We start from the raw sequence: 23943 nt of genomic DNA, 5'->3' as shown, positions 1-23943 counted from the left end.
AAAAATGAAACATAAGCTAATCATAGCAGCTGCAATCGTAAGTCTATCACTTACAAGCTGCAAAAAGGAAGTTAAAAATCCAGATACAAATACTTCTTTTGCATTGAGTGATTCTATGCTAAAAACTACCACGACAGCTAAAGCGCAAACCCAGCCGGTAAAAAATGAATTGAATTTTTATGGAAAAATAATGGCCGACAACAATAAAATGATTGATGTTTACCCGCTCGTTGGCGGCAATGTAGTGAAGTTAAATGTAGAACTTGGAGATTATGTTAAAAAAGGGCAAGTTCTGGCGACGATAAAAAGTACAGATATCGCTGATATTGAAAAACAATCTATTGATGCAAAAAATGATTTATTGGTGGCAAAAAATAGTTTAAAAGTAGCTCAGGAATTATTTGACGGAAAATTAAACTCAGAAAGTGATGTTCTTCAAGCAAAATCAGGAGTAAACAAAGCACAATCGCAATTAAGTAAAGTTCAGGAAACGTATAAAATTTACAATATAAAAGCGGGTTCTATTTATGAAGTAACGGCTCCAATTAGTGGATTTATCATTCAAAAAAGTATCAATCAGGATATGCTTTTACGTTCTGATCGTTCTGAAAACATTTTTGACATTGCTGAAATTAGCGAAGTTTGGGCAATGGCCAACATTAACGAAATGGATATCAATAAAGTAAAATTAGGAATCGATGCTGATGTAACCACTTTAAGTTATCCTGATAAAGTTTTTAAGGGAAAAGTAGATAAAATCTTCAACGTAATTGATCCGGAAACTAAAGCAATGCAGGCAAGAATTAAACTGCAAAATCCCGGTTTCTTATTAAAACCAGATATGAACGCCAGCATCAAATTATCTTTTAACGATGCTAAAACAATGATTGCGATTCCGAGTGACGCTATTGTTTTTGATAAAAGTAAAAACTTCGTGATGGTTTTTAAAGACCGTCATAACATCGAAACCAGACAAGTTGAAATTTACAGAGCAGTTGGAGATAAAACATACATCTCTAGTGGTTTAAAAGAAAACGAGAAAGTCATTACCAACAATCAGTTATTTATTTACCGCGCTTTAAACGAGTAAGACATGAACAAATTCATAAGAAACATTATTGCTTTTTCGCTTAAGAATAAAGCATTTACCTTTTTTTGGGTAGGAATATTGGCGGTTGCAGGATTTATTTCTTTCAAAAATATGCCAATTGACGCTTTTCCGGATGTAACCAATACACAGATTATTATCATTACACAATGGAATGGTAAAAGTGCCGAGGAAGTAGAACGTTTTGTTACCTCGCCTATTGAAATCTCCATGAACTCGGTACAAAAAAAGACCAGCGTTCGCAGTATTACCATGTTTGGATTATCTGTAATCAAAATCATTTTTGATGATGGTGTTGATGATACTTTTGCACGTTTTCAAGTAAATAATTTACTGAAAAACGTTTCTCTTCCTGATAATGTCGAACCGGATGTACAGCCTCCTTACGGGCCAACAGGAGAAATATTCAGATACATTGTAAAAAGTGACAGTAGAGACAGCCGTGAATTGTTAACGTATCAAAATTGGGTGATTGACAAACAATTGCGCGCCGTTCCTGGTGTTGCCGACTTAAATGTTTTTGGTGGTCAGACTAAAACGTATGAAGTTGGAGTTGATCCTATAAAATTAGCCAAATACAACATTACACCTTTACAGGTTTATAATGCTGTAAATGCAGGAAATTTAAATGTTGGTGGAGATATTATTGAAAAAAATGGACAAGCATTTGTGGTTCGCGGTGTCGGACTTTTGAAATCTATTCCGGATATCGAAAATATTATTGTTGATGATGCGCATGGAAATCCGATTTTGGTTAAAAATGTAGCTTCGGTTTATGAAAGTGCCATGCCAAGAGTCGGGCAAACCGGAATTGGCAAAAATGATGATGCTGTTGAAGGAATTGTGGTAATGCGAAAAGGCGAAAATGCTCAGGAAACATTGGCTTTAATCAAAGACAAAATAAAAGATTTAAATGAAAATGTGCTTCCAAAAGACATTAAAATTGAAACTTTTTACGATCGTGATAATTTGATGAATTTCACGACCGAAACCGTAATGCACAATTTATTAGAAGGAATTATTCTGGTGACCGTTGTCGTTTTCCTTTTTATGGCCGATTGGAGAACCACTTTTACGGTTTCTATTGTGATTCCGCTTTCCTTATTATTTGCTTTTTTATGTCTCAAATTAATGGGAATGAGCGCCAATTTACTCAGTTTGGGTGCGGTCGATTTTGGGATTATTATTGATGGTGCAGTGGTGATGGTCGAGGGATTGTTTGTGGTTTTAGATCATCGAGCACATCAATTAGGAATGACCGCTTACAATAAAATTGCCAAAGGAAGTTTGATTAAAAAGACAGGAACTGAAATGGGTAAAGCCATTTTCTTTTCAAAATTAATCATTATCACAGCTTTATTACCCATATTTTCTTTCCAAAAAGTAGAAGGAAAAATGTTTTCGCCTTTGGCATTTACTCTTGGTTTTGCCTTGATGGGAGCGCTTCTTTTTACTTTAACCTTAGTTCCAGTTTTGTCGCATCTTCTTTTAAATAAAAATGTAAAAGAAAAAAACAATCCGTTTGTAAACTTCTGGGATCGCAATGTGAGCAAAGGTTTTGCCTGGACATTTAAACATAAAGTAAAAACACTAATTGTTTCATTAACTATAATTGTAGCCACATTTTTTTCAGCTTCATTTTTGGGAACCGAATTTTTACCTCAATTAAATGAAGGTGCTTTATGGGTTACTGCCGAATTGCCAATGAGTACGTCCCTTCCGGAAAGTGTAAAAACCGCTGCAATGATCAGAAAAGATCTGGAAAGTTTCCCGGAAGTAAAAAATGTGCTTTCGCAGACAGGCCGAAGCAACGACGGAACAGACCCAAATGGTTTTGGTTTTATTCAGCTTCAAGTAGATTTAAGACCAAAATCAGAATGGAAACGAAAAATTTCCATGGATGATTTAATCAACGAAATGGATGGCAAATTAAAAGTGCATCAAGGAATTACCTATAATTATTCGCAACCGGTAATTGATAACGTAGCCGAATCTGTTGCTGGTTTTAAAGCTTCAAATGCAGTGAAAATTTATGGTGATGATCTTAATAAATTAGATGAATTATCAAATGAAGTTTTGGCAAAAATAAAAAATATTCCAGGAATCAAAGATGTTGGAATTCTTAGAAATGTTGGTCAGCCAGAGATTAGTGTGATTTTGGATAGAGAAAAAATGGCCGCCTACGGAGTAACTTTGAGTGATGCTCAGGCCGTTTTAGAATTGGCCTTTGGAGGAAAAACGGCTACTGAAAAATACGAAGATGAAAAGAAATTTGATGTTCGTGTACGTTTTTCAAAAGAATACCGTAAAGATGAAAAAGATTTGGCTGAACTTAAAGTGCCAACAATAAGCGGTGCAAAAATTCCTCTAAAAGAAATCTGCGATATTAAAACCGTAACGGGTCCGGCTTTTATTTACAGAGACAATACAAAACGTTTTATTGGAGTAAAATTCTCTGTTCGGGATCGCGATTTAGGAAGTACAATTGCTGAAGCGCAGTCAAAAGTATCAGAAGTAAAAATGCCGGCGGGGTATACAACAGGCTGGACAGGAGAATTTGAAAATCAGGTTCGTGCGAGTGCGCGTTTGGCTCAGGTTGTGCCAATCAGTTTGATTGGTATATTCGTCTTGTTGTTTATTTTGTTTGGAAATTTTAAAGATTCGTTATTAGTTTTAACTAATGTTCCGTTTGCTATTATTGGGGGAATTATCGCTTTGCATCTTACGGGGATGAATTTTGGAATCTCTGCAGGAGTTGGTTTTATTGCCTTACTCGGAATTTGTATACAAAATGGAGTAATTCTGATATCCGAATTCCATCATAATCTGAAGGCAAAATTCTCTCTCGAAGAATCTATTTTCATGGGAGTAAAAGCCAGAACGAGAGCAGTTGTAATGACAGCGCTGATGGCATCGATAGGTTTAATGCCCGCTGCAATTTCAACCGGAATTGGTTCTGAATCTCAAAAACCATTGGCGATTGTGATTATCGGAGGTTTAGTAACGGCAACAATCTTGACCTTATTGGTTTTCCCAATTCTGTTCTGGATCTTCAACCGAAAAAAACATGCTCCAATTGAATAGCGTTATTTAAGAGAAATAATTTGGGTTATTAATTTAATAGTTAGAAAAAAGCATCATTGTGGATCACAATGATGCTTTCTTTTTAAATTCTAAATACAGGCTAAAGACTAGCAACAGGTTTTGATTCGGATCGTTTTAAATATACAACTGCTTCTTTTGCATTAGATATTTCGGCATACTTTAATGCGTTGACACCAATCTCATTTTTTTCTTTTAGATGTGCTCCATTGGCTAATAATAATTTGATGATTTCAACTTTATTATACCTTGCAGCGACCATTAATGGAGTTAATCCATTTGATTTTTCGTTTACATCAATACCGTAAGCGATTAATTTTTTTACCAAATCTATTTCTCCTTTATAGATTACGACACACAAAGGAGTTGCACCTTCATAAATAGAATGATTGATTTCTTTTTGAGCAACATAATTGTGATTTGACGCATGAGAAACTGTGGAGAATGTTACTAAAGCAATTCCTAGGTAAACGATTAATTTTTTCATGATGATTGATTTTTTTGTTAATTGATTGATGATTTGATGATTTAAATTTTGAACTAATGTTCTATGCAAATATACATCTAAAGAAAGGTATCTTGTTTTACAAGGTACTTGATTTTAACAAAAAATTAACTTTTATGAAATTTAATTTAAATCATAACTAATTCATAAACAAATAATTGACAATATGAACATACCTTAATTTACTTTTAAAAAAAATCCCGTAAATTTAATAATTAATAAAATAATCCCTTTAATACTTTAACAAAAAGATACAATTCAAATTATTAGTATACTTTTTTAGTATTTTTACTTAAACTATTCTTCAGATGCAATCAAAAGCAATAAATATTAAGGATTATTTAAAAGAAATTCCTGAGGAAAGAAAACAAGCATTTCTCAAACTTCGAGAAACTATTGTGAATAATATTCCAAAGGGATTTGTTGAACAAATGTCTTATGGAACAATTGGTTTTAGTGTACCACATTTTATTTATCCAAATGGATATCATTGTGATTCGAAACTACCGCTACCTTTTGTAAACATTGCCTGCCAGAAGAATTTTATTGCCCTATACCACATGGGAATTTATGCAAATCCCGAATTATTGCAATGGTTTATCTCCGAATATCCCAAATACAGCAATCAAAAACTCGATATGGGAAAAAGTTGCATCCGATTTAAAAAATTGGATCAAATCCCTTTTGCTTTAATTTCAGAACTAATCAAAAAAATGTCTGTTGCTGACTGGATTAAATGTTACGAGTCACAAATTAAAAAATCAAAATAATTACTAACCTTAATTTTTAAAACTATGAACATTATCAAAAAAATTGTTTTAGCCTTATTAGCAATTATTGCTCTGGCATTGATTGTTGCTTTATTCCTTCCAAAAAACTATGCTGTAGAACGGGAAATAACGATTAACCAACCCAAAGACAGTGTTTTTAATTATATTAAATATGTTAAAAATCAGGATAATTTTAGCGTTTGGAATAGAAAAGATCCAAAAATGATTAAATCATTTTCAGGAACTGACGGCACGATAGGATTTGTATATTCATGGAATAGCCAGGATAAAAATGTAGGTGTTGGGGAACAGGAAATTAAAAAAATAATCGAAGGAGAACGAATCGATTTTGAAATACGTTTTAAAGTTCCATTCGAATCAACTGATAATGCTTACCTGATAACGGAAGCCATCTCACCAAGTCAAACTAAAGTGAAATGGGGTTTTAATGGAAAAATGCCGTATCCCATGAATTTAATGTTGCCCATAATGAACATGGAAAAAATGCTTGGAAAAGATTTACAAGATGGATTGAATAATCTAAAAGTAGTTCTTGAAAAATAAGGCAATTTTTAATAAAAAAAACCGCAATTCTAATTCAGAATTACGGTTTTCTATTTTTGTAAAAGACTATTATTTATTCGCTAAATAAGCCAAAACATTTTTCTCGATTCTTTCATCAATATTTGAAATGTCAGCCTTTACGAATTTTTCCCCTAAAATATTTTCATATAATTCGATATATCTTTCAGAGACCGTTTCAATATATTCATCGGTCATCTCAGGAATTTGCTGTCCTTCCAGTCCTTGAAAACCATTTTCAATTAACCAACGACGTACAAATTCTTTCGATAATTGTTTTTGTTCTTCGTCCTTGTCTTGTCTTTCCTGATATCCTTCAGCATAAAAATAGCGAGACGAATCCGGTGTGTGAATTTCATCGATCAAAACAATTACTCCTTCTTTGGTTTTCCCAAATTCATATTTAGTATCAACCAAAATCAATCCGCGACTGGCAGCAATTTCAGTTCCTCTTTGAAATAATGCTCTGGTATATTTTTCTAAAACCAAATAATCCTCTTCAGAAACGATTCCTTTAGAAAGAATATCGGCTCTTGAAATATCAGCATCGTGTTCTCCATTATCTGCTTTGGTAGTTGGCGTTATAATTGGTTCTGGAAACTTATCGTTTTCTTTTAAACCTTCTGCCATTTTAACACCACAAATTTCTCTTTTGCCAAGAGCATATTCACGCGTAGCATGACCGGAAACATAACCACGAATTACCATTTCAACTTTGAAAGGATCACATAAATGACCAACAGCAACATTGGGGTCTGGAGTTGCGATTAACCAATTTGGTACAATATCTTGGGTCAATTCCATGAATTTAGTAGCAATTTGATTTAGGATTTGACCTTTATACGGAATTCCTTTTGGTAAAACTACATCAAAAGCCGAAAGCCTATCCGTGGCAACCATTACTAAAAGATCATCATTTATATTGTAAACTTCTCTTACTTTACCTCTGTAAACAGATTTCTGGTTTGGAAAATTAAAATTAGTAGTTGTTATGGTGTTGCTCATTATTATTAGTATTGTGTTGTTTTTTTATTTAGCTGCAAATTTATGATTATTTTGGAAAGAAAAGCAAAGAATCATTCATCATACAACCATAAATAAATACTGTATCAAAAAATTCTGAAATCATTCCAAAAAAAAATCTAGTATGTCAGGTATTCGTTTTAAAAAAAAACAGCAATTCAATTATTCAAATTTTACAAAATCTGCTAAATCTGCATGCCTCTTTTTTCACGCAGATTTAGCAGATTCGGCAGATTCGGCAGATTCTAAATTGAAAATTTTATTTTTAAATAATTAGAATTGACTATTGCCGTATTATTAAAACACTTGCACATGACTTCTACTCTACTGCTAAAGTATGTTTTTTTAATAATTCTTTGGACAGGTATTTAGCAACTCCTTCATTATCATTAGTTGAAATCACTTCTAAATGTGATAGTTTATCTTTCAAACTCTCAGGAGCATTTCCCATGATTAGTCCTTTACCAGTTGATTTAAGCATATTTTCATCATTAAATCCATCTCCAAAAGCAATTGCTTCATGAAAGAACAAATTTTCTTTTTCTAAAATTTTTGCAATCGCAACACTTTTATCTACTGATTTATCCATAAATTCCAAACAAAGCGGAAGACTAAAAGCATGACTAAAAAGCGAGGAATGATTTTCTAAGATTTGGTCTCTCAGTTCCAATAATTTGGAATGCTTCTCATGAGTAAAAAATACTTTTATAGCGCTTAAATCTTCAACTGTACTAAAATCTACCAATTCGGGATGATAATTTAATTCCGTTTGAAAACTATTTAGTTTTTCATTGTGTTTGTTGGTTTGCCAAACATTTTCTCTAAACAAAACGGTTGTAATCTCAGGATCAATATCTAAAGATAACACTGATTTTACGGCCTCACTTTCCATATTAACCGAGAAAAGGAGCTCTTTTGTAGGAGAATGAATCCTTGCTCCATTAGAAGTAACCAAATAAAGAGGAATTTCTAAACCTTCCACAATAGGCATCGCGTCTAAGTGATGGCGACCTGTAGCTACAATGATTAAATAATTTTGATTGTGGAGTTCTTGAAAAACAGTTTTGGTATATTGGGGTATTTTGTGGTCTGAATTGAGTAGCGTTCCGTCTAAATCGCTGATTACGACTTTTATTTTTTCTTGTGTCATCTTTCGTTTTTCACTGTCATTTTTAATAAATTCAAATTTATTGAATTTTAAAGAGATAAGCAAAAAATTATAACAAGTTTAGGTTAATCTTTCCTAAAGAGATTTTAAAAATATATTCAAAATATTTGTTGTATTTTAAATATAACAAATAAAAAATGATTGCTATATTTGTAAAAATTTAAATTGAATAAAATCATGAATGCAAATCAAAAAGAGTTAATAAAAGCCACTCTGCCAATTTTGAGAACAAATGGAAATGATTTGATAACATATTTTTACCAAAGAATGCTATCAAACAATCCCGAGCTGAAAAACATTTTTAATATGGCAAATCAAGCTAGTGGAAAACAGCAAAACGCTTTAAGTGGAGCTGTTCTTGCTTATGCTGAAAACATAGAAAATCCTGCTTTTTTAATCAACACATTGAAATTAATTGGAAATAAGCATGTAAGCTTAAATATTCAACCAGAGCAATATGATATCGTTGGAAATCATTTAATCGGATCGATAAAAGAAGTATTGGGAGATTTAGCAACTACTGAATTAATTGATGCCTGGACCTGCGCCTACAATGAATTAGCACAAATAATGATTGGAATTGAAGCTGAAATGTATCAAAAAACAAACAATAAAAAAGGAGGCTGGAAAGGTTGGAGAACCTTTATAATCTCCAAAATTGTAAAAGAAAGCGACGAAATCAATTCATTTTACCTTAAACCGGAAGATAACAAAGAAATTGCCGATTTCTATCCAGGTCAATACATATCAGTGAGTACCTTTATTCCGGAATTAGGTCATAAACAGCCTAGACAATATAGTCTGTCTTCTCATTCTAATAATCACTATTACCGAATTTCGGTAAAAAAAGAAATCAGTCAAAATACAACTCCTGATGGTATTGTTTCCAATGCATTGCATAACAAAAAGGAAGGTAATACAATTGAAGTTAGTGCACCAGCTGGTGTGTTTTTTGCTGATCCAGAAGCAACAAATCCTTTAGTACTGGTTAGTGGCGGTGTTGGACTTACTCCTATGATGAGTATGGTAGAAACCAATAAAAATTCCCTTCAAAAAAATCAAACGGTTTGGATTCACAGTTGTCGCAATGAAAATGTTCATGCGTTTAAAGATACTATCGAGGAATTAAATAACGAAAATGAGTGGTTAACCTCTTTCGTTTTTTATGAAACTTTACCCGAATCAGAAACAAATGCGATCGAAGGAAGAATCGATTTGCATCAAATTAAAGAAGAAATCCTTATTGCAGATGCAAAATATTATATTTGCGGACCGGCAATTTTTATAAAAGTTCAATATGAATCTTTGGTTGCACTTGGCGTAAATAGAGAAAATATATTTTACGAAGAATTTGGCCCTCAGTTATTAAGCCTTAATTAGCACATTTTAATATGAAATTGAATCACTTTACCGATTTTAGTATGCGCGTTCTGATGTATTTGAATCAAAAAAAAGACACTCCACAAAGTTCTTTGGATGATTTAGCTGATACTTTTAAAATTTCGCGAAACCATCTCATAAAAGTGGTTCAATTTTTATCGGCAAATCAATTAATTCTCACTAAAAGAGGAAAAAATGGCGGGATACTAATTTCTGAGAAAGCAAGAGAAATTCTGTTAGGAGATTTAATTCATCTATTAGAACAAGACGATACGCCTATCATTAATTGTGATTCAAAACCTTGTATCTTTCAACCACATCATTGCAAACTAAAATCATTATTCAATACCGCTTATCTAGCATTTATTGAAAGTTTAAATCAATATAAACTTTCTGATATCGAATTCAAAAATTGGAGTGCTATGTTTTAATACATATCAAAAAAAAGGCTTTTTATAAAGCCTTTTTTTTTAATCATTATTTTCAATCATCTTATAGGCATCAATTACTTTTTTGACCAATCGATGTCTTACAATGTCTTTGTCATCAAGGTAAATAATCCCAATTCCATCGACATCTTTTAAAACTAACAAAGCTTCTTTAAGACCGGAAATGGTTCTTCTTGGTAAATCGACTTGACCCGGGTCACCGGTAATCATGAATTTAGCGCTTTTTCCCATACGGGTTAAGAACATTTTCATTTGGGAATGCGTTGTATTTTGGGCTTCATCCAAAATTACAAAAGCATTATCCAACGTCCTTCCACGCATGAATGCCAAAGGCGCAATCTGGATAATTCCCTTTAAAATATAATCCTCCAGTTTTTCATTGGGTAACATATCCCGCAATGCATCGTACAAAGGTTGCATGTACGGATCCAGTTTTTCCTTCATATCACCCGGTAGAAAACCCAGATTCTCCCCCGCTTCCACTGCTGGACGTGTAAGAATAATACGTTTGACTTCTTTATCTTTAAGTGCTTTTATGGCCATGGCAACACCAGTATAGGTTTTTCCGGTCCCTGCAGGTCCGACGGCAAAAACCATGTCATTTTTTGCCATAGTGTCCACCAACAATTGTTGATTGGCAGTCATTGCCTTAATGATTTTTCCACCTACACCATGCACTAATATTTTATCTTGTCCTAGGAATTTTCTTTCTTCCTGACCATCACCAAGGATAACACGTTCAATTACATTGTTATCAATATTATTGTATCGTGAAAAGTGCACCATTAACCGTTGAAATCGTTTTTCAAACTCGTCTAAAACCTCTTTTTCTCCAAAAGCTTTTAAGGTTGTTCCCCGAGCAACAATCTTCAATTTTGGGTAGTACTTTTTAATTGTTTCAAGATGAGTGTCTTGAGCGCCCCAAAAGTCTTTTGGAGCGATGTCTATGAGCTCGATTATTCTTTCGTTCAAATGAGGTAGTTTTAAATTAGAATTAATTTTTTATAAATCAATTGGCTGTCGTGTATATTTCTAGTTTTTAAATAGAATTTGTTTTTTGTTTTTCGTTTTTTGAGTTTACTATTATTAGCTTTGCACTTCTCAAATTTAATAAAATTAGGTTTACATAACACCAATAGTTATAAACAAATTTATGTCAATAATTACCCTTACTACCGATTACGGCTTGAAAGACCACTTTGTAGGTGCGTTGAAAGGGAAGATTTTATCTGAGTATTCCGAGGCATCCATTATTGATATTTCGCATGACATAGACCCATTCAACACTGTAGAAGCAAGTTACATTATTGGAGCATCCTATGCGAGTTTTCCAAAAGGTACAGTTCACCTCATTGGAGTCGATATGGAATCCAATAAAGAGAATCAACACATCGTCATGCAATGGAACGATCATTATTTTATTGCTGCCGATAATGGCATTTTGAGTATGCTTTCGCAAAAGATTGTTCCGCAAAAAATGGTGGTAATAAATATTCACGACCGTTTGCATAATGAAGCCACTGATCTTGATGTTTTTGTAAAAGTAGCCTGCCACATTGCCAAAGGCGGTTTAATGAACGTTATTGGCAAAGAAATAAACAGCATTAAGCAAGTCACCGATTTACAGGCTACAATAGCAGTTGATGGTAATTCCTTGAAAGGACATGTTATTTATATTGACCATTTTGGGAATGTAGTGACCAATATTACTAAAAAATATTTCATTGAAGTGGCCAAAGGGCGGCCTTATGAGATTGTATTGAAAACCAAAAATATCAAAACCATTTTGCCAAATTATTCGGCGATTGCGAGTTCTGATAAATATCCGATAAAATATTATGAAGGGGAAAAATTAGCCATTTTCAATGAAGCCGGTTTTCTCGAAATTGCCATTTTCAGAAGTAATCCTTCAAAAGTGGGGTCTGCGAATAGTTTACTTGGATTGAATTATAGAGATATCATAAATATAATATTCAGTTGATGGTCGTTTCATTTTAAAATCTAAAATCGTTAATCCTCTCCCGAAACTTCGGGACTAAAATCATAAATCCCAAATGTTTGTACGAATAGTAAAATTGAGTTTTCATGAGGAACATATTCCTGCTTTTTTAGAAAACTTCGAGTTAATGAAAGATAAAATACGAAATGCTCCGGGAAATCGTTTCTTAGAACTGTATCAGGATAAAAATAACAAAAGCATTTTCTTTACGTACAGTTATTGGGAAACCGAAGCCGATTTAGAAAATTATAGAAATTCCGAACTTTTTTATGATGTTTGGACATTCACCAAGAAATTATTCAACGACAAACCAGAAGCTTGGAGCGTGGATAAATTAGTAAGTTTAGAATAAAAAATAGTTTAAAGTTTAAGGTTTAAAGTTCTTGGATTGGGAACTTTAAACTTTAAACATTTAAAACCTTAAACAAAAAAAATGAAATCAATAGTATTACGAGAAATAAAATCCTTTTTTGGTTCGCCCATTGGCTACTTGGTTATTGCCATTTTTCTAATTATCAACGGATTGTTCCTTTGGGTTTTTGAAGGAGATTACAATATTTTGAACACCGGTTTTGCTGATCTGACTCCGTTTTTCACATTAGCACCTTGGATTCTAATCTTCTTAATTCCAGCAGTAACGATGCGCAGTTTTTCGGATGAAAAAAAACAAGGAACACTAGAATTATTGCTGACGAAACCTTTGAGTATTTGGCAAATTGTAAATGGAAAATTTCTTGGAGCCTTGCTTTTAATTGTAATGGCAATTATCCCAACCTTTATTTATGTAAAAGTAATTTCCAGTTTAGGAATGCCCGAAGGAAATATTGATATGGGAAGCACGATTGGTTCTTATTTTGGGCTATTATTCCTGATTGCGGGCTATACTTCTATTGGAATCTTTACATCTACCCTTTCTGACAATCAAATTGTAGCGTTTATTGTTGCTGTATTTTTATGCTTTTTTTTATACTTTGGATTTGAAGGTTTGGCTACTGTTGCACCAACAATTTCAAACTTTATTTCAGCTTTAGGAATGCAAGATCATTACAAAAGTATGAGTCGAGGCGTGATTGACACTAGAGATATTATCTATTTTGCGAGCATTACAGTCGCTTTTCTTTCGTTTACTGTTTATAATCTAAAATCTTTTAAATCGTAATGAATACAGCTAAAAAAAACAATATAAAATCTGTTGCAATTACTATTGCCGTTTTATTACTTTTAAATATACTAGGAAGTTCGTTTTTTCATCGTTTTGACTTAACCAAAGATAAAAGATATACCCTTTCCCCTACTTCATTGAATATTATCAAACAAGTAAAAAATCCTTTGTCTATAAAAGTCTACATGCAAGGCGATTTACCAGCTGAATTCAAGCGATTACAGCAAGAAACCAGACAATTACTGGAAGAATTTCAAGCCTACAACAAAAATATTATTTTCGAATTTGTGGATCCATTGGAAAACAAAGACGAAAGCATGGACAACATAAAAGAGTTGTATCGCAAAGGCTTGACTCCAATAAACATAACGGTTGACGACAAAGGAAAACAATCCCAAGCAATGGTTTTTCCTTGGGCGATTGCAGTTTACAACAATAAAGAAGTCAATATTCCTTTGTTGAAAAACAGAATGGGTGCTTCGACTACCCAAAAAGTGATTGGTTCCGTACAACATCTGGAATATTCAATTGCAGATGCCTTGAATAAAATTACCAAAGAAAAACAAAAGACAATCGCTGTCATCAAAGGGAACGGCGAGCTTCAGGATGTATTAATGGCTAAGTTTCTCATGCAAGTAAGAGAAAGTTATCATATTGGTCCATTTACTTTAGATTCGGTTGCAAAAAATCCAATAGGGAGTTTAGAAGCTTTAGAAAAATACGACTTGGCAATTATTGCTAAACCAACCGAAACTTTTTCGGATGCGGAGAAACAAGTTTTAGACCAATACATTGTAAATGGCGGTAAAACATTGTGGCTTGTAGATCAAGTTGCTGTTGAAATGGACAGTTTATACAACTCAGCCGGAGCAACGCTGGCGTATCCAAGAGATTTGAATTTGAATGATATGTTCTTCAAATATGGCATTCGAATCAACCCCGATTTAATTAAAGACGAACGAGGAAGTCCCATAAAACTGGCTACCGGAGAACAAGGAAGTGCCACTCAATTTCAGGAATTCAATTGGAAGTATGCACCTCAGGTTTATCCAAACGGTACGCATCCGATTGTGAAAAATTTAGGCGGAATTAAATTTGATTTTGCCAATCCTATCGATACGTTGAAAAACGGAATTAAGAAAACGATACTGTTACAGTCCTCTCAATATTCGAAAAAAACAGGTACACCAACAGAAATAAATTTAAATAGTGTTACCGAAGAAACTTCGCCTACTGATTACCTGAATAAAGGAAATATTCCCCTTTCGGTTTTATTGGAAGGTTCGTTTCATTCGATGTTTGAAAATCGAGTTTTACCTTTTGACCAAAAAACCTTTGAAATCAAAGGAAAAGACAATAAAATGATCGTGGTTTCTGATGGAGATTTAATTAAAAATCAATTGGATAAAAACTTGCAACCGGTAGAATTAGGTTACGATCAAAGATCTGGAAATTTGTATGACAACAAAGATTTCTTAATAAATTGTGTCAATTATCTGCTGGATGACAACGGACTTATTAACATTCGAAGCAAGGATCTTGATTTGCCATTATTGGATAAAGAAAAAGTTTATGAAAACTATACCGTTACGCAATTCATAACTATCGGGCTTCCAATTCTAATTTTGTTGCTTTTTGGTGTTCTATTTACTTTCCTTCGAAAAAGAAAATACAGCAAGTAGATGTTAATAAAAAAGTTTCCAAACTAGAATTGTTTACGATATATTTGTAAAATGTATCGTATTTTGAATATAGTGAAATACGTTAAAAAATAAAACAAAACAGATGAAATTTATAGTATCGAGTTCGTACTTATTGAAACAATTACAAGTTTTAGGTAACGTGATCAACAGTAGTAATACTTTGCCTATTTTAGATAACTTTCTATTTGATTTAGATCACAATGTGCTAACGGTTTCTGCATCCGATTTAGAGACTACAATGTCTGCTACTTTAGGAATTGATTCGGAGAGCAAAGGAAGTGTTGCTGTTCCTGCAAAATTACTTTTGGAAATCCTTAAAACATTCCCTGAGCAGCCATTAACTTTTACAGTTGAAGAAAACAGTACGATTGAAATCAGTTCCAATTCCGGAAAATATGCTTTGGCTTATGCTCCTGGTGCTGAATTTCCTAAATCAGTAAACTTAGACGACCCATCTGTAACACTTGTTCCTGCTGATGTTTTGGCAACAGCCATAAGCAAAACAATATTTGCTGCCGGAAACGATGATTTACGTCCGGTAATGTCTGGTGTATTCTTCCAATTTTCGCCACAAGGATTGACTTTTGTAGCAACCGATGCGCACAAATTAGTAAAATATGCGCGTACTGATGTAACGGCTTCGCAAGTGGCTGATTTTATTATGCCAAAGAAACCTTTGAACATCTTAAAAAATATTCTTGGTACTTCAGATGCTGAAGTTAAAATTGAATATAACGATTCGAATGCCACTTTTTCTTTCGATAATTATGTTTTAATGTGTCGTTTAATTGATGGAAAATATCCAAACTACGAAGCGGTAATCCCGAAAGAAAATCCAAATAAATTAATGATTGACCGTTCTCAATTTTTGAGTTCTGTTCGTCGTGTTGCTATCTTTTCGAATAAAACTACACACCAGATTCGTTTGAAAATCGCTGGTGCCGAGTTGAATGTTTCTGCCGAAGATATTGATTACTCAAACAAAGCCGAAGAAAGATTGACTTGTGATTATCAAGGTGATGATATGCAAATAGGGTATAATTCTCGTTTCTTAACTGAAATGTTGACTAACTTGCAATCGGATATGATTATGCTTGAAATGTCATTGCCAAACAGAGCCGGAATCCTTACTCCTGTTGATGGATTAGAAGAAGGTGAAACTGTAACCATGCTTGTGATGCCGGTAATGCTAAACAGTTAACATTTTATTTTGATTTTGTTATATTTATATTTTTAAAATTCAAATATAATACTTACCATTGTACAACAAATACGCTATTAACCAAACCATTTTTATATTTAAAAAACCGCAACTTCTTTTGGAATTTGCGGTTTTTTGTTTTCTTCGGGATCAACCTTTTTTTTGTCGAGAAAAGATATTGAAATCTAATAGTATTCTAAATCACTCCCATTTTTTTCATTAGGAACGTAGCGCTTCTGTTTTTACAAATGCCGTCGCGTAGTTTGTAATCAAAATGCAGCTCATTATTAATAATCTCCACTTCAAAACATTTGTTGATAAGTATCGTTGGATAGTCATTTGTAGTCAAACAAACTTCTATATCATGCGTTGCAATGGCTCCAATTGCTTTTTTGCTAATTACTTTTTTCACCACTTCTATCGTTCCATTGCGTTTATCATCTGAATTGGTTCCTCGCAATATTTCATCTAATAAAACAAATGCAGGTCTATTTTCTAACTCGTCCATAATTTGCTTTAAGCGTTTTATCTCGGCAAAGAAATACGATTCACTATCCGATAATGAATCCGATAATCGCATGGAAACCAAAACGGGTAACGGATGCACATTAGCCTGACTGGCACAAACTGGCGAACCCATTCCTGACAAAACCATGTTAATTCCCAAACTTCTCAAAAAAGTACTTTTGCCTGACATATTCGAACCTGTCAAGATCATGAAGGACTCGGGATGAAAACTCACATCATTCCCCACTCTAGTTTTATCATTTAGTAACGGATGACTTAAATTGGAGAAATCTATTTCAAAATTGGTGTTCAATGTAGGATATACAAATTTAGGATTGTTATACGAAAGATTTGCTAAACTGTTCAACATTTCAAATTCACCTAAAACTTCCATCCAATCTTCCAAAGCTTCAGTATGGTCTTTTTTCCATTGAATTAAGCTTTTTAAAACATGAAAATTAAATAAAAATGTTCCATTGAATAACAATCCCGTCACAAAATTTCCAATGGTATCCATATTAGAAAATAATGAAGCCAATTGTTTTAAATGGATGCTGGCATTTTCTTTTTTGAAGGTTAGTTTTTGTTGCAAATCGATTAGTTTCTCGGATTGAAAAGATTCATTCTCGATTTTTTGCATCAATAAACCATATTGATTAATGATTTTATCAATGTTGGATGCATTTTCAATTTCAATTTGAATTCGCTTAAAAAAATTGCCTAAAAAACCCAAATTAAAAACAAATAGAATCGATAATACCGATAAAAACGCTGAATTTGATGTGATTAAATAACCAGTAAAAGTCCCAAGAAAGAGAACTGGCGCAATAAAAGAAACCAATATACTCATTTTTGACAACGGCGTACTTTCGAATTTATTCCATTGTAATAAAGCTTCATAACTGGATTTATTATCGTTGCTTACTTTGGCTAAAGCCAAGAACTCCTGACGCCAATCTAATTTTTCGGATAATTCTTTTACAGCCTTGTGATTTCTAATAATCTCCTCATTTGGCAAAAGCATTAAAAGTTGTTTTGCCAATGTTTTTTTTCCAATGAATGTGGCGGTTCTATTCAAATTTTGAAACAAAGAATGCGCTCCAAAAATATCCAAATCATACGCATAAGGATGATGAAAATCATTGAATTCCTGCCCGTTTTCAAAAGGGATTTTTTTTCTTTCCAAATAGGATATTTCATTTTCATTAATATCCAATAATGCTTGTTTGATTTGCTTTTGAAAAACTAACTTAGAATGAAAACGCATCAAAACGATAAATAATCCAAAAAAGAACACGGCCATAGCAATAAAAACAGCTCCGTTTGTTTTAATATAATAATAAAGGGACACTAAAAAAAGTACAATAGTGAGTAGCCGAAAAAAGCTAATACTATTGTACTTTTTATTGATTGCATTTAGCGCTATTGAAAAGCCTTCTTTTTTTACTTTGTATACTTCCATAATTCATTTAATGAACTACAAATATAGTGCTTACAACAACAATTTATCCAACATAGAAGAAGGAATAATTGAATCTAATTCCTACAAATAAAATATCTTTAATCGATATGAATAGCCAAAATTGGTATATCAAAATTAGGTGCCATTTTTTTTGTGAAACTTGGTTTAAACAATCCTTCAAAAAAGCCTCTTTTATAGGTAAGCATCGTTAACACATCGATGTCTTTGTAGAGAATAAAATCCAATATGGTTTCCTTTATTTCATCACTGGTAATAACAAAAAACTCTATGGGTTCTTGCATAAACTCGGTTTCCCATTTATCTATAGTATCTTTTGAAACATCAGAACTACTGGTTTTTACATAGAGACATTTCACTTTAGCATTCATTTTTTTAGCAATATCCAATACTGTTTTAAGTGCTTTTTTATCTTTAGGTCTAAAACGGGTTGTAAAACCTATCGTTTGGATTTTTTTAAATTTTGCTTCCAAGGGGACACACAACATAGGAACGTCAATACCAATTATAGCAGAACCAGCATTGCTTCCCACAAAAAAAGCTTCCCATCCAGTAACGCCAGAGGTTCCCATTACAACAAAATCAATTTTATCTTCTTTCACCGCCCTTTTAATATTAAAAAGTAAATCACCATCCATAAGCCTGTGCGACATTTTAATTTTGTCGAGATTATGCTCTTCGGCTATGGCACGCAGTTTAGGAATTTCGTCTTTGAACATTTCAAATTGAGCTAACTCCAATGAATCATAAATAACTGCATAATTTTCAGGGAAAAACTGATTATCAAATACAGGCAAATCAAATGTATGCAATAAAATGAGTTCACCTTGAACTATTTTTGCAAATTCTAAAGCATGCACAAAAGCATTAGTGGCTACTTCAGAAAAATCTGTTGGAAATAGAATTCTTTTCATTTTATTAAGTATTAATATAGTTTCATTTATCAAAGTTAATTATAAAACTAAATATTTAACATGATAATCATCAGGTATTTATATTAAAAAAACTTAACCTAAGATGTTGATTTAGAATCAGGTAAACTATTTATATTTTAATAAATATTTCAATATCTTTTATTCATGAATAGCCAAAATTGGCACGTCAGCATGAAAAGCTAATTTTTTTGAAAGACTGATTTGAAATAGTTTTTCAAAGAAATTTCTATGATATACAAGCATTGCAATCGTATTAATTTTATTCAATTCAATAAAATTTAAAATAATTCTCTCCACATCATTACTTACAATAGTATGGAGTGTTACATCCTGTTTTTCAACAATAGTTTTCCAATCGTCAGCAAAATCATTTTTAGCTTCATGCTGGTGTTGCTGAACATACAAACAATCAATGTGTGCCTGAAATAAATGAGCCAATTCCATCACTTTCTTAAATGCTTTAAAGTCATTTGGCTTAAATTGTGTCACAAAAAGTATTCTCTTTATGGGTTGATATTGGCAATGTGCCGGAATTGCAAATACAATCGCTTTAACATCATCCATGACTTTGGTGGTAACTGTGCCTAAGAACGTTTCTTTTAATCCTGTTGCCCCTTTAGTACCCATAACTACAAAATCAATATTTTCTTCCTGCGTTAAATTTTGAATTTCGTGAATAAAATTACCCATAACTAAAACATGGCTTGTCTTGATGTGTCCCAGACTATTTTTTTCGGCAATATTTCTTAAAACAGGAACTTCGTCTCTATAATTCTCAAAATTACTTAACTCTGTAACTTCATAAACTTCATATAAATAAGCTGAAAAATCTGCAAATTTAGGTTGTAACATTTGATACACATGCAACGTAATAATTTCAGCATGTATCATTTCAGCCAATTTTAATGCATAGATGAAGGCATTATTAGAAACATCCGAAAAGTCAGTGGGAAATAGAATTTTTTTCATGACTCATATTAATTTACTACAAATCAAATATTTACATAAAATTACGAAACAAATAATGAAATAATATGATAATTACCAGTTTGGCTTATTTTTAACTAAAAATAAAGTTAATGCTTTAATAAGCAGGTCTTGTTGCCACGTCAATTTTACTTACTTTTGCATAAAATTGAATAAAAATATGATTCCTCACGATTCCATTGTGGCACTGGCAACTCCTTCGGGAGCTGGAGCAATAGCAGTAATCCGAATTTCCGGAGATGATGCCATTACTATTGGTAATGCTGTTTTTAAATCCATTAAAAACAAAGATTTAACCACCCAAAAAACGCATACGCTACATTTAGGTCATATTGTAGATGACAACAAAACTTTGGACGAAGTGTTGGTTTCAATTTTCAAAGGTCCAAATTCTTATACCGGCGAAAATACAATAGAAATTTCCTGTCACGGTTCTACTTATATCCAACAGCAAATTATTCAGTTGTTGCTTCGAAAAGGCTGCCGTATGGCAAATGCCGGCGAATTTACATTACGAGCATTCCTAAACGGAAAACTTGATTTATCACAAGCCGAAGCTGTTGCAGATTTAATTTCATCTGATAATGAAGCCTCCCACCAAATTGCAATGCAACAAATGCGTGGTGGTTTCTCCAATGAAATAGCCAAATTAAGGGAAGAATTATTAAATTTTGCATCACTCATCGAACTCGAACTCGACTTTGCCGAAGAAGATGTGGAATTTGCCGACAGAACCCAATTTCATGAATTATTAAATAGAATCGAGTTTGTGCTAAAGCGATTAATCGATTCGTTTGCTGTTGGGAATGTAATTAAAAACGGAATTCCTGTAGCGATTGTAGGGGAACCCAATGTAGGCAAATCGACGCTTTTGAATGCTCTATTGAATGAAGAACGCGCCATTGTCTCGGAAATTGCAGGTACAACACGTGATACTATTGAAGACGAATTGGTCATTGGCGGAATTGGTTTTCGATTCATCGATACGGCTGGAATTAGGGAAACCGAAGATGTGGTTGAAAGCATTGGAATTAAAAAAACTTTCGAAAAAATAGAACAGGCACAAGTGGTCGTTTTTCTTTTTGACAGTTCCGAGTTTAAAATTTCAGGGTTAAAGTTGAAAGTGGAACTGGAAAAAATTAAGAATCAGTTTCCATTGAAGCCCCTTGTTATTATTGGTAACAAAGCCGATAAACTGACCGAAACTGAAATCCAAAATATCAAATCAGAGATTCCAGAAATCTTACTTATTTCTGCCAAAGAAAAACTAGGTGTTGAGGATTTAAAAAATCAATTACTCTCGTTTGTGAATACAGGTTCTTTACGAAATAATGAAACAATCGTAACTAACACAAGGCATTACGACTCCCTACTAAAAGCGTTAGATGAAATACAAAAAGTAAAATATGGACTGGAAACCAATCTTTCAAGCGACTTGATGGCTCTCGATATAAAAGAAGCGTTGTATCAATTTGGAATGATTACGGGGCAAGTCACAAATGATGAATTGTTGGGAAATATATTTGCGAATTTCTGCATCGGGAAATAAATACACTTTCTTTAAGTTTCTTATACTTTCTCTTAGTTGACTCCCATTGATTTAGCAGTATTTTTACTTTCTTATGTTATCTTTAATTTATACATTTGTTACACTCAATGTACACCTCACGACAAAAAAGGTGTAAATATGTACACCTATGAATATTACTTTAAAGAAAAAGAAGTTACAAAATGGCAAGTTAAGTCTATATATAGAATACTACAAAGGCTCTACCCTAAATATCGAAGGAAAGAGGATTCATTTAAGAGATTTTGAGTATTTAAAGTTATATCCCTATCAAGAACCCAAGACGGCTGCTGAAAAAAAAGAGAATAAAGAAATTGATACTTTAAGCGAACAGATATTATCAATCAGAAAAGCGGAATACTTTCAAGGTAAATTTGACATCAAAAACACTGCTAAATCAAAGAGAAGTTTTTTAGATTTTTTTATGGAGAAAACTGAAGAAAAAATTGATTCTCCTAAAAATTATTCAAATTGGGCAGCTACTTCACTTCATTTAAAAAGATGTATCAGTCCAAATTTATTATTTGAAGAAGTTGATGAAAATTTCGTTAAACGAGTTCGTATTTATTTTGATAAAGAAGCAAAAACAAAAAGTGATACCCCCCTATCTCTTAATTCCAAATACTCTTATTTTAATAAATTTAAAGCAGCACTTAGAAGTGCTTTTGATGAGGGTAATATTTCTATTAATTATGCATCCAAAGTAAAATCCTTTGAGCAAGCAGAAAGTCAAAGAGAGTATTTAACATTTCAAGAATTACAACAATTAGCACAAACAGATTGCAAATATGAAGTTCTTAAAAGAGCTTTTATTTTTTCCTGTTTAGTAGGTTTGCGTTGGTCTGATATTAACAACCTAGTTTGGTCAGAAGTTAGAGATGAAGGTGATGTTAGCAAAGTCAATTTTAGACAAGAAAAAACAGACGGAGTTGAATACCTTTATATCTCTATTCAAGCTCGTGAATTATTGCAAACACGCCAGTCACCGATAGATAGAGTTTTTACAGGCCTAAAGTACAGTGCTGTTTATAATAACGAAATTGTACGCTGGTGCAATCGAGCCGGAATATCAAAACACATTACTTTTCATAGTGCCAGACATACAAATGCTGTTCTATTACTTGAAAATGGAGCTGACATCTATACTGTTTCTAAAAGATTAGGGCATCGTGAAATACGCACTACAGCAATTTATGCCAAAATTGTTGATCAAAAAATGAAAGAAGCATCAAATCTAATCCCTAACATTAATATTTAAAAAATATGCTACATTATCCATATTTTAAACAATACAACAAACGTTATTATCAAGCTGTAAATGAAATTCACAAACATTTAAGTGAAATTAATGCAAAAACATTCAGTTCAATAGGAAGGTTAAACGAATCACAATTCTTTTTATTTCTTTCTAATTACACATATTATTTTCGATTTGAAGATATTGACAGTACAACACTAAAACATTTTTTTTATATACATTATGATTATACAATTGAAAGTAATGAGCCACTCCCCTTCCAAGATCATCAAGAAGTTAAGAACGAGGAGAAATCAAACACCATTACTGAACAATCACTTGCTTTTAATTGTAAAGCGGAACTTTCTAAATTATTAGCATTTTATTTAGAGATGAGAGAGTACCCTAAAGAAACTCATTCTCACATGCTTTTAGTTTTGTCAGACAAAATTTACGAACATATATCTTATCCTTTGTCTATTTTTAAAAGTGCTTTAATCAATCACATAGACAATGTAAATATCGAAGTTAATAATTTTGATAATAAAAAAATTTCTTTTTTATTAGATATTAACGAAGCATTAGAAAAATATGAAAATCATCTCGAAATACTACAGTCTCAAATCCATGAAAAAGTTATGATTCTAACTAAATCTAAGAATGTTAACAAACATGGGAATAAAAACGGAAATTATCAAATCAGTATCAACAACGGCGATTTACGTAATCTTTATAAAAGCCTGGAGAAAATTATGCTGATAGACCAGAATAAAACTTCATTAAATCAATTTATTGAAGTTTTTGAAAATGATTGGGAAAGTCATAATTCAATTATTCATCTTGAAATGGACAATATTCTGTTTAAATATTTTATTGATTGTTTAGAAACTTATTTTGATATAAAAATACAATTATCAACTATTGAATATTCAGCGAAAATTGCGAACAAAAATGGTACAATAAAGGCCAATGCAATATATTCTTCTATGGCACAATATAGAAAGTTTACAAAAGAACGAGATGATATTAAAATCTTGAAATCTATGTTTGAAAAGATTAAAAATCATTAAGGTCTTAA

At 32.6% G+C, this 23943-nt stretch carries 21 protein-coding genes; 14 read left to right on the top strand and 7 right to left on the bottom strand.

The window, feature by feature from the left end; all coding sequences use genetic code 11:
• Positions 1-4: 4 nt before the first annotated feature.
• Entirely contained in the window at positions 5-1090 is a 1086-nt protein-coding gene (locus ACM55I_RS06755) for an efflux RND transporter periplasmic adaptor subunit (protein WP_416845988.1), read from the top strand.
• A gap of 3 nt (positions 1091-1093) precedes the next feature.
• Entirely contained in the window at positions 1094-4192 is a 3099-nt protein-coding gene (locus ACM55I_RS06750) for an efflux RND transporter permease subunit (protein ID WP_416845987.1), read from the top strand.
• 100 nt (positions 4193-4292) lie between these two features.
• On the opposite strand, the gene ACM55I_RS06745 is transcribed toward ACM55I_RS06750, so the two are convergent.
• A complete protein-coding gene (locus tag ACM55I_RS06745) occupies positions 4293-4697 on the bottom strand; it encodes an ankyrin repeat domain-containing protein (protein WP_416845986.1) in 405 nt (134 codons plus the stop codon).
• A gap of 326 nt (positions 4698-5023) precedes the next feature.
• Here ACM55I_RS06745 and ACM55I_RS06740 point away from each other — a divergent pair, with 326 nt between their 5' ends.
• Together ACM55I_RS06740 and ACM55I_RS06735 are read left to right on the top strand one after the other, a co-directional pair.
• Positions 5024-5485, top strand: a complete 462-nt coding sequence (locus ACM55I_RS06740; protein ID WP_416845985.1) for a DUF1801 domain-containing protein — start codon at positions 5024-5026, stop codon at positions 5483-5485.
• 24 nt (positions 5486-5509) lie between these two features.
• The gene (locus ACM55I_RS06735) at positions 5510-6049 is read left to right on the top strand and encodes an SRPBCC family protein (RefSeq protein ID WP_416845984.1); all 540 of its coding nucleotides are present in this window, start codon (positions 5510-5512) and stop codon (positions 6047-6049) included.
• 69 nt (positions 6050-6118) lie between these two features.
• Here ACM55I_RS06735 and ACM55I_RS06730 read toward each other — a convergent pair whose 3' ends face one another.
• On the bottom strand, positions 6119-7072 hold the full coding sequence (locus ACM55I_RS06730) for a phosphoribosylaminoimidazolesuccinocarboxamide synthase (protein WP_416845983.1): 954 nt from the start codon (positions 7070-7072) through the stop codon (positions 6119-6121).
• Positions 7073-7409: 337 nt separating this feature from the next.
• On the bottom strand, positions 7410-8240 hold the full coding sequence (locus tag ACM55I_RS06725) for a Cof-type HAD-IIB family hydrolase (RefSeq protein WP_416845982.1): 831 nt from the start codon (positions 8238-8240) through the stop codon (positions 7410-7412).
• Between the two features lie 195 nt (positions 8241-8435).
• Between ACM55I_RS06725 and hmpA the strand changes: the two genes are divergently transcribed.
• Both hmpA and ACM55I_RS06715 read left to right on the top strand, forming a co-directional pair.
• Positions 8436-9638 carry an NO-inducible flavohemoprotein gene (hmpA, locus tag ACM55I_RS06720; protein WP_416845981.1) on the top strand — a complete coding sequence of 401 codons (1203 nt, stop codon included), beginning with the start codon at positions 8436-8438 and terminating at the stop codon, positions 9636-9638.
• 11 nt (positions 9639-9649) lie between these two features.
• Complete coding sequence (locus ACM55I_RS06715; RefSeq protein WP_416845980.1) at positions 9650-10069, top strand: Rrf2 family transcriptional regulator; 420 nt, start codon at positions 9650-9652, stop codon at positions 10067-10069.
• Positions 10070-10108: 39 nt separating this feature from the next.
• Here the strand turns inward: ACM55I_RS06715 and ACM55I_RS06710 are convergent, their stop codons facing one another.
• Positions 10109-11059, bottom strand: a complete 951-nt coding sequence (locus ACM55I_RS06710) for a PhoH family protein (RefSeq protein WP_416845979.1) — start codon at positions 11057-11059, stop codon at positions 10109-10111.
• Positions 11060-11240: 181 nt separating this feature from the next.
• Between ACM55I_RS06710 and ACM55I_RS06705 the strand changes: the two genes are divergently transcribed.
• The 5 genes from ACM55I_RS06705 (at position 11241) to dnaN (ending at position 16152) form a co-directional block, all read left to right on the top strand.
• A complete protein-coding gene (locus ACM55I_RS06705) occupies positions 11241-12068 on the top strand; it encodes an SAM hydrolase/SAM-dependent halogenase family protein (protein WP_416845978.1) in 828 nt (275 codons plus the stop codon).
• A gap of 73 nt (positions 12069-12141) precedes the next feature.
• The gene (locus tag ACM55I_RS06700; protein ID WP_121365948.1) at positions 12142-12438 is read left to right on the top strand and encodes a putative quinol monooxygenase; all 297 of its coding nucleotides are present in this window, start codon (positions 12142-12144) and stop codon (positions 12436-12438) included.
• Positions 12439-12519: 81 nt separating this feature from the next.
• Positions 12520-13245, top strand: a complete 726-nt coding sequence (gldF, locus tag ACM55I_RS06695; protein WP_416845977.1) for a gliding motility-associated ABC transporter permease subunit GldF — start codon at positions 12520-12522, stop codon at positions 13243-13245.
• Positions 13245-14930: a gliding motility-associated ABC transporter substrate-binding protein GldG gene (gene gldG, locus ACM55I_RS06690; protein WP_416845976.1), complete on the top strand. Its 1686-nt coding sequence runs from the start codon at positions 13245-13247 to the stop codon at positions 14928-14930. Before gldF ends, gldG begins: the two co-directional genes overlap by 1 nt.
• A gap of 103 nt (positions 14931-15033) precedes the next feature.
• Positions 15034-16152, top strand: a complete 1119-nt coding sequence (gene dnaN, locus ACM55I_RS06685) for a DNA polymerase III subunit beta (protein WP_039107438.1) — start codon at positions 15034-15036, stop codon at positions 16150-16152.
• A 196-nt stretch (positions 16153-16348) separates the two neighbouring features.
• Here the strand turns inward: dnaN and ACM55I_RS06680 are convergent, their stop codons facing one another.
• The 3 genes from ACM55I_RS06680 to ACM55I_RS06670 all read right to left on the bottom strand — a co-directional run bounded on the left by ACM55I_RS06680 (position 16349) and on the right by ACM55I_RS06670 (position 20043).
• Positions 16349-18121: a MutS-related protein gene (locus ACM55I_RS06680; protein ID WP_416845975.1), complete on the bottom strand. Its 1773-nt coding sequence runs from the start codon at positions 18119-18121 to the stop codon at positions 16349-16351.
• A 98-nt stretch (positions 18122-18219) separates the two neighbouring features.
• Positions 18220-19053: a universal stress protein gene (locus ACM55I_RS06675; RefSeq protein ID WP_416845974.1), complete on the bottom strand. Its 834-nt coding sequence runs from the start codon at positions 19051-19053 to the stop codon at positions 18220-18222.
• 159 nt (positions 19054-19212) lie between these two features.
• Entirely contained in the window at positions 19213-20043 is an 831-nt protein-coding gene (locus tag ACM55I_RS06670; RefSeq protein WP_416845973.1) for a universal stress protein, read from the bottom strand.
• 178 nt (positions 20044-20221) lie between these two features.
• Between ACM55I_RS06670 and mnmE the strand changes: the two genes are divergently transcribed.
• The 3 genes from mnmE to ACM55I_RS06655 all read left to right on the top strand — a co-directional run bounded on the left by mnmE (position 20222) and on the right by ACM55I_RS06655 (position 23935).
• Positions 20222-21610 carry a tRNA uridine-5-carboxymethylaminomethyl(34) synthesis GTPase MnmE gene (gene mnmE, locus ACM55I_RS06665; protein ID WP_416845972.1) on the top strand — a complete coding sequence of 463 codons (1389 nt, stop codon included), beginning with the start codon at positions 20222-20224 and terminating at the stop codon, positions 21608-21610.
• A gap of 148 nt (positions 21611-21758) precedes the next feature.
• A complete protein-coding gene (locus ACM55I_RS06660) occupies positions 21759-22886 on the top strand; it encodes a site-specific integrase (protein WP_416845971.1) in 1128 nt (375 codons plus the stop codon).
• A 5-nt stretch (positions 22887-22891) separates the two neighbouring features.
• The gene (locus ACM55I_RS06655; RefSeq protein WP_416845970.1) at positions 22892-23935 is read left to right on the top strand and encodes a hypothetical protein; all 1044 of its coding nucleotides are present in this window, start codon (positions 22892-22894) and stop codon (positions 23933-23935) included.
• The last annotated feature ends 8 nt before the right edge of the window (positions 23936-23943 follow it).

The sequence above is a fragment of the Flavobacterium algoris genome, assembly GCF_048158525.1.
GTDB classification, from domain to species: domain Bacteria; phylum Bacteroidota; class Bacteroidia; order Flavobacteriales; family Flavobacteriaceae; genus Flavobacterium; species Flavobacterium algoris.
This window is presented reverse-complemented; position numbering and strand designations above follow the sequence as displayed.

Coding starts and splice junctions, on each gene's coding strand:
- ACM55I_RS06755 (WP_416845988.1), top strand. CDS start 5: ATGAAACATAAGCTAATCATAGCAGCTGCAATCGTAAGTCTATCACTT.
- ACM55I_RS06750 (WP_416845987.1), top strand. CDS start 1,094: ATGAACAAATTCATAAGAAACATTATTGCTTTTTCGCTTAAGAATAAA.
- ACM55I_RS06745 (WP_416845986.1), bottom strand. CDS start 4,697: ATGAAAAAATTAATCGTTTACCTAGGAATTGCTTTAGTAACATTCTCC.
- ACM55I_RS06740 (WP_416845985.1), top strand. CDS start 5,024: ATGCAATCAAAAGCAATAAATATTAAGGATTATTTAAAAGAAATTCCT.
- ACM55I_RS06735 (WP_416845984.1), top strand. CDS start 5,510: ATGAACATTATCAAAAAAATTGTTTTAGCCTTATTAGCAATTATTGCT.
- ACM55I_RS06730 (WP_416845983.1), bottom strand. CDS start 7,072: ATGAGCAACACCATAACAACTACTAATTTTAATTTTCCAAACCAGAAA.
- ACM55I_RS06725 (WP_416845982.1), bottom strand. CDS start 8,240: ATGACACAAGAAAAAATAAAAGTCGTAATCAGCGATTTAGACGGAACG.
- hmpA (WP_416845981.1), top strand. CDS start 8,436: ATGAATGCAAATCAAAAAGAGTTAATAAAAGCCACTCTGCCAATTTTG.
- ACM55I_RS06715 (WP_416845980.1), top strand. CDS start 9,650: ATGAAATTGAATCACTTTACCGATTTTAGTATGCGCGTTCTGATGTAT.
- ACM55I_RS06705 (WP_416845978.1), top strand. CDS start 11,241: ATGTCAATAATTACCCTTACTACCGATTACGGCTTGAAAGACCACTTT.
- ACM55I_RS06700 (WP_121365948.1), top strand. CDS start 12,142: ATGTTTGTACGAATAGTAAAATTGAGTTTTCATGAGGAACATATTCCT.
- gldF (WP_416845977.1), top strand. CDS start 12,520: ATGAAATCAATAGTATTACGAGAAATAAAATCCTTTTTTGGTTCGCCC.
- gldG (WP_416845976.1), top strand. CDS start 13,245: ATGAATACAGCTAAAAAAAACAATATAAAATCTGTTGCAATTACTATT.
- dnaN (WP_039107438.1), top strand. CDS start 15,034: ATGAAATTTATAGTATCGAGTTCGTACTTATTGAAACAATTACAAGTT.
- ACM55I_RS06680 (WP_416845975.1), bottom strand. CDS start 18,121: ATGGAAGTATACAAAGTAAAAAAAGAAGGCTTTTCAATAGCGCTAAAT.
- ACM55I_RS06675 (WP_416845974.1), bottom strand. CDS start 19,053: ATGAAAAGAATTCTATTTCCAACAGATTTTTCTGAAGTAGCCACTAAT.
- ACM55I_RS06670 (WP_416845973.1), bottom strand. CDS start 20,043: ATGAAAAAAATTCTATTTCCCACTGACTTTTCGGATGTTTCTAATAAT.
- mnmE (WP_416845972.1), top strand. CDS start 20,222: ATGATTCCTCACGATTCCATTGTGGCACTGGCAACTCCTTCGGGAGCT.
- ACM55I_RS06660 (WP_416845971.1), top strand. CDS start 21,759: ATGAATATTACTTTAAAGAAAAAGAAGTTACAAAATGGCAAGTTAAGT.
- ACM55I_RS06655 (WP_416845970.1), top strand. CDS start 22,892: ATGCTACATTATCCATATTTTAAACAATACAACAAACGTTATTATCAA.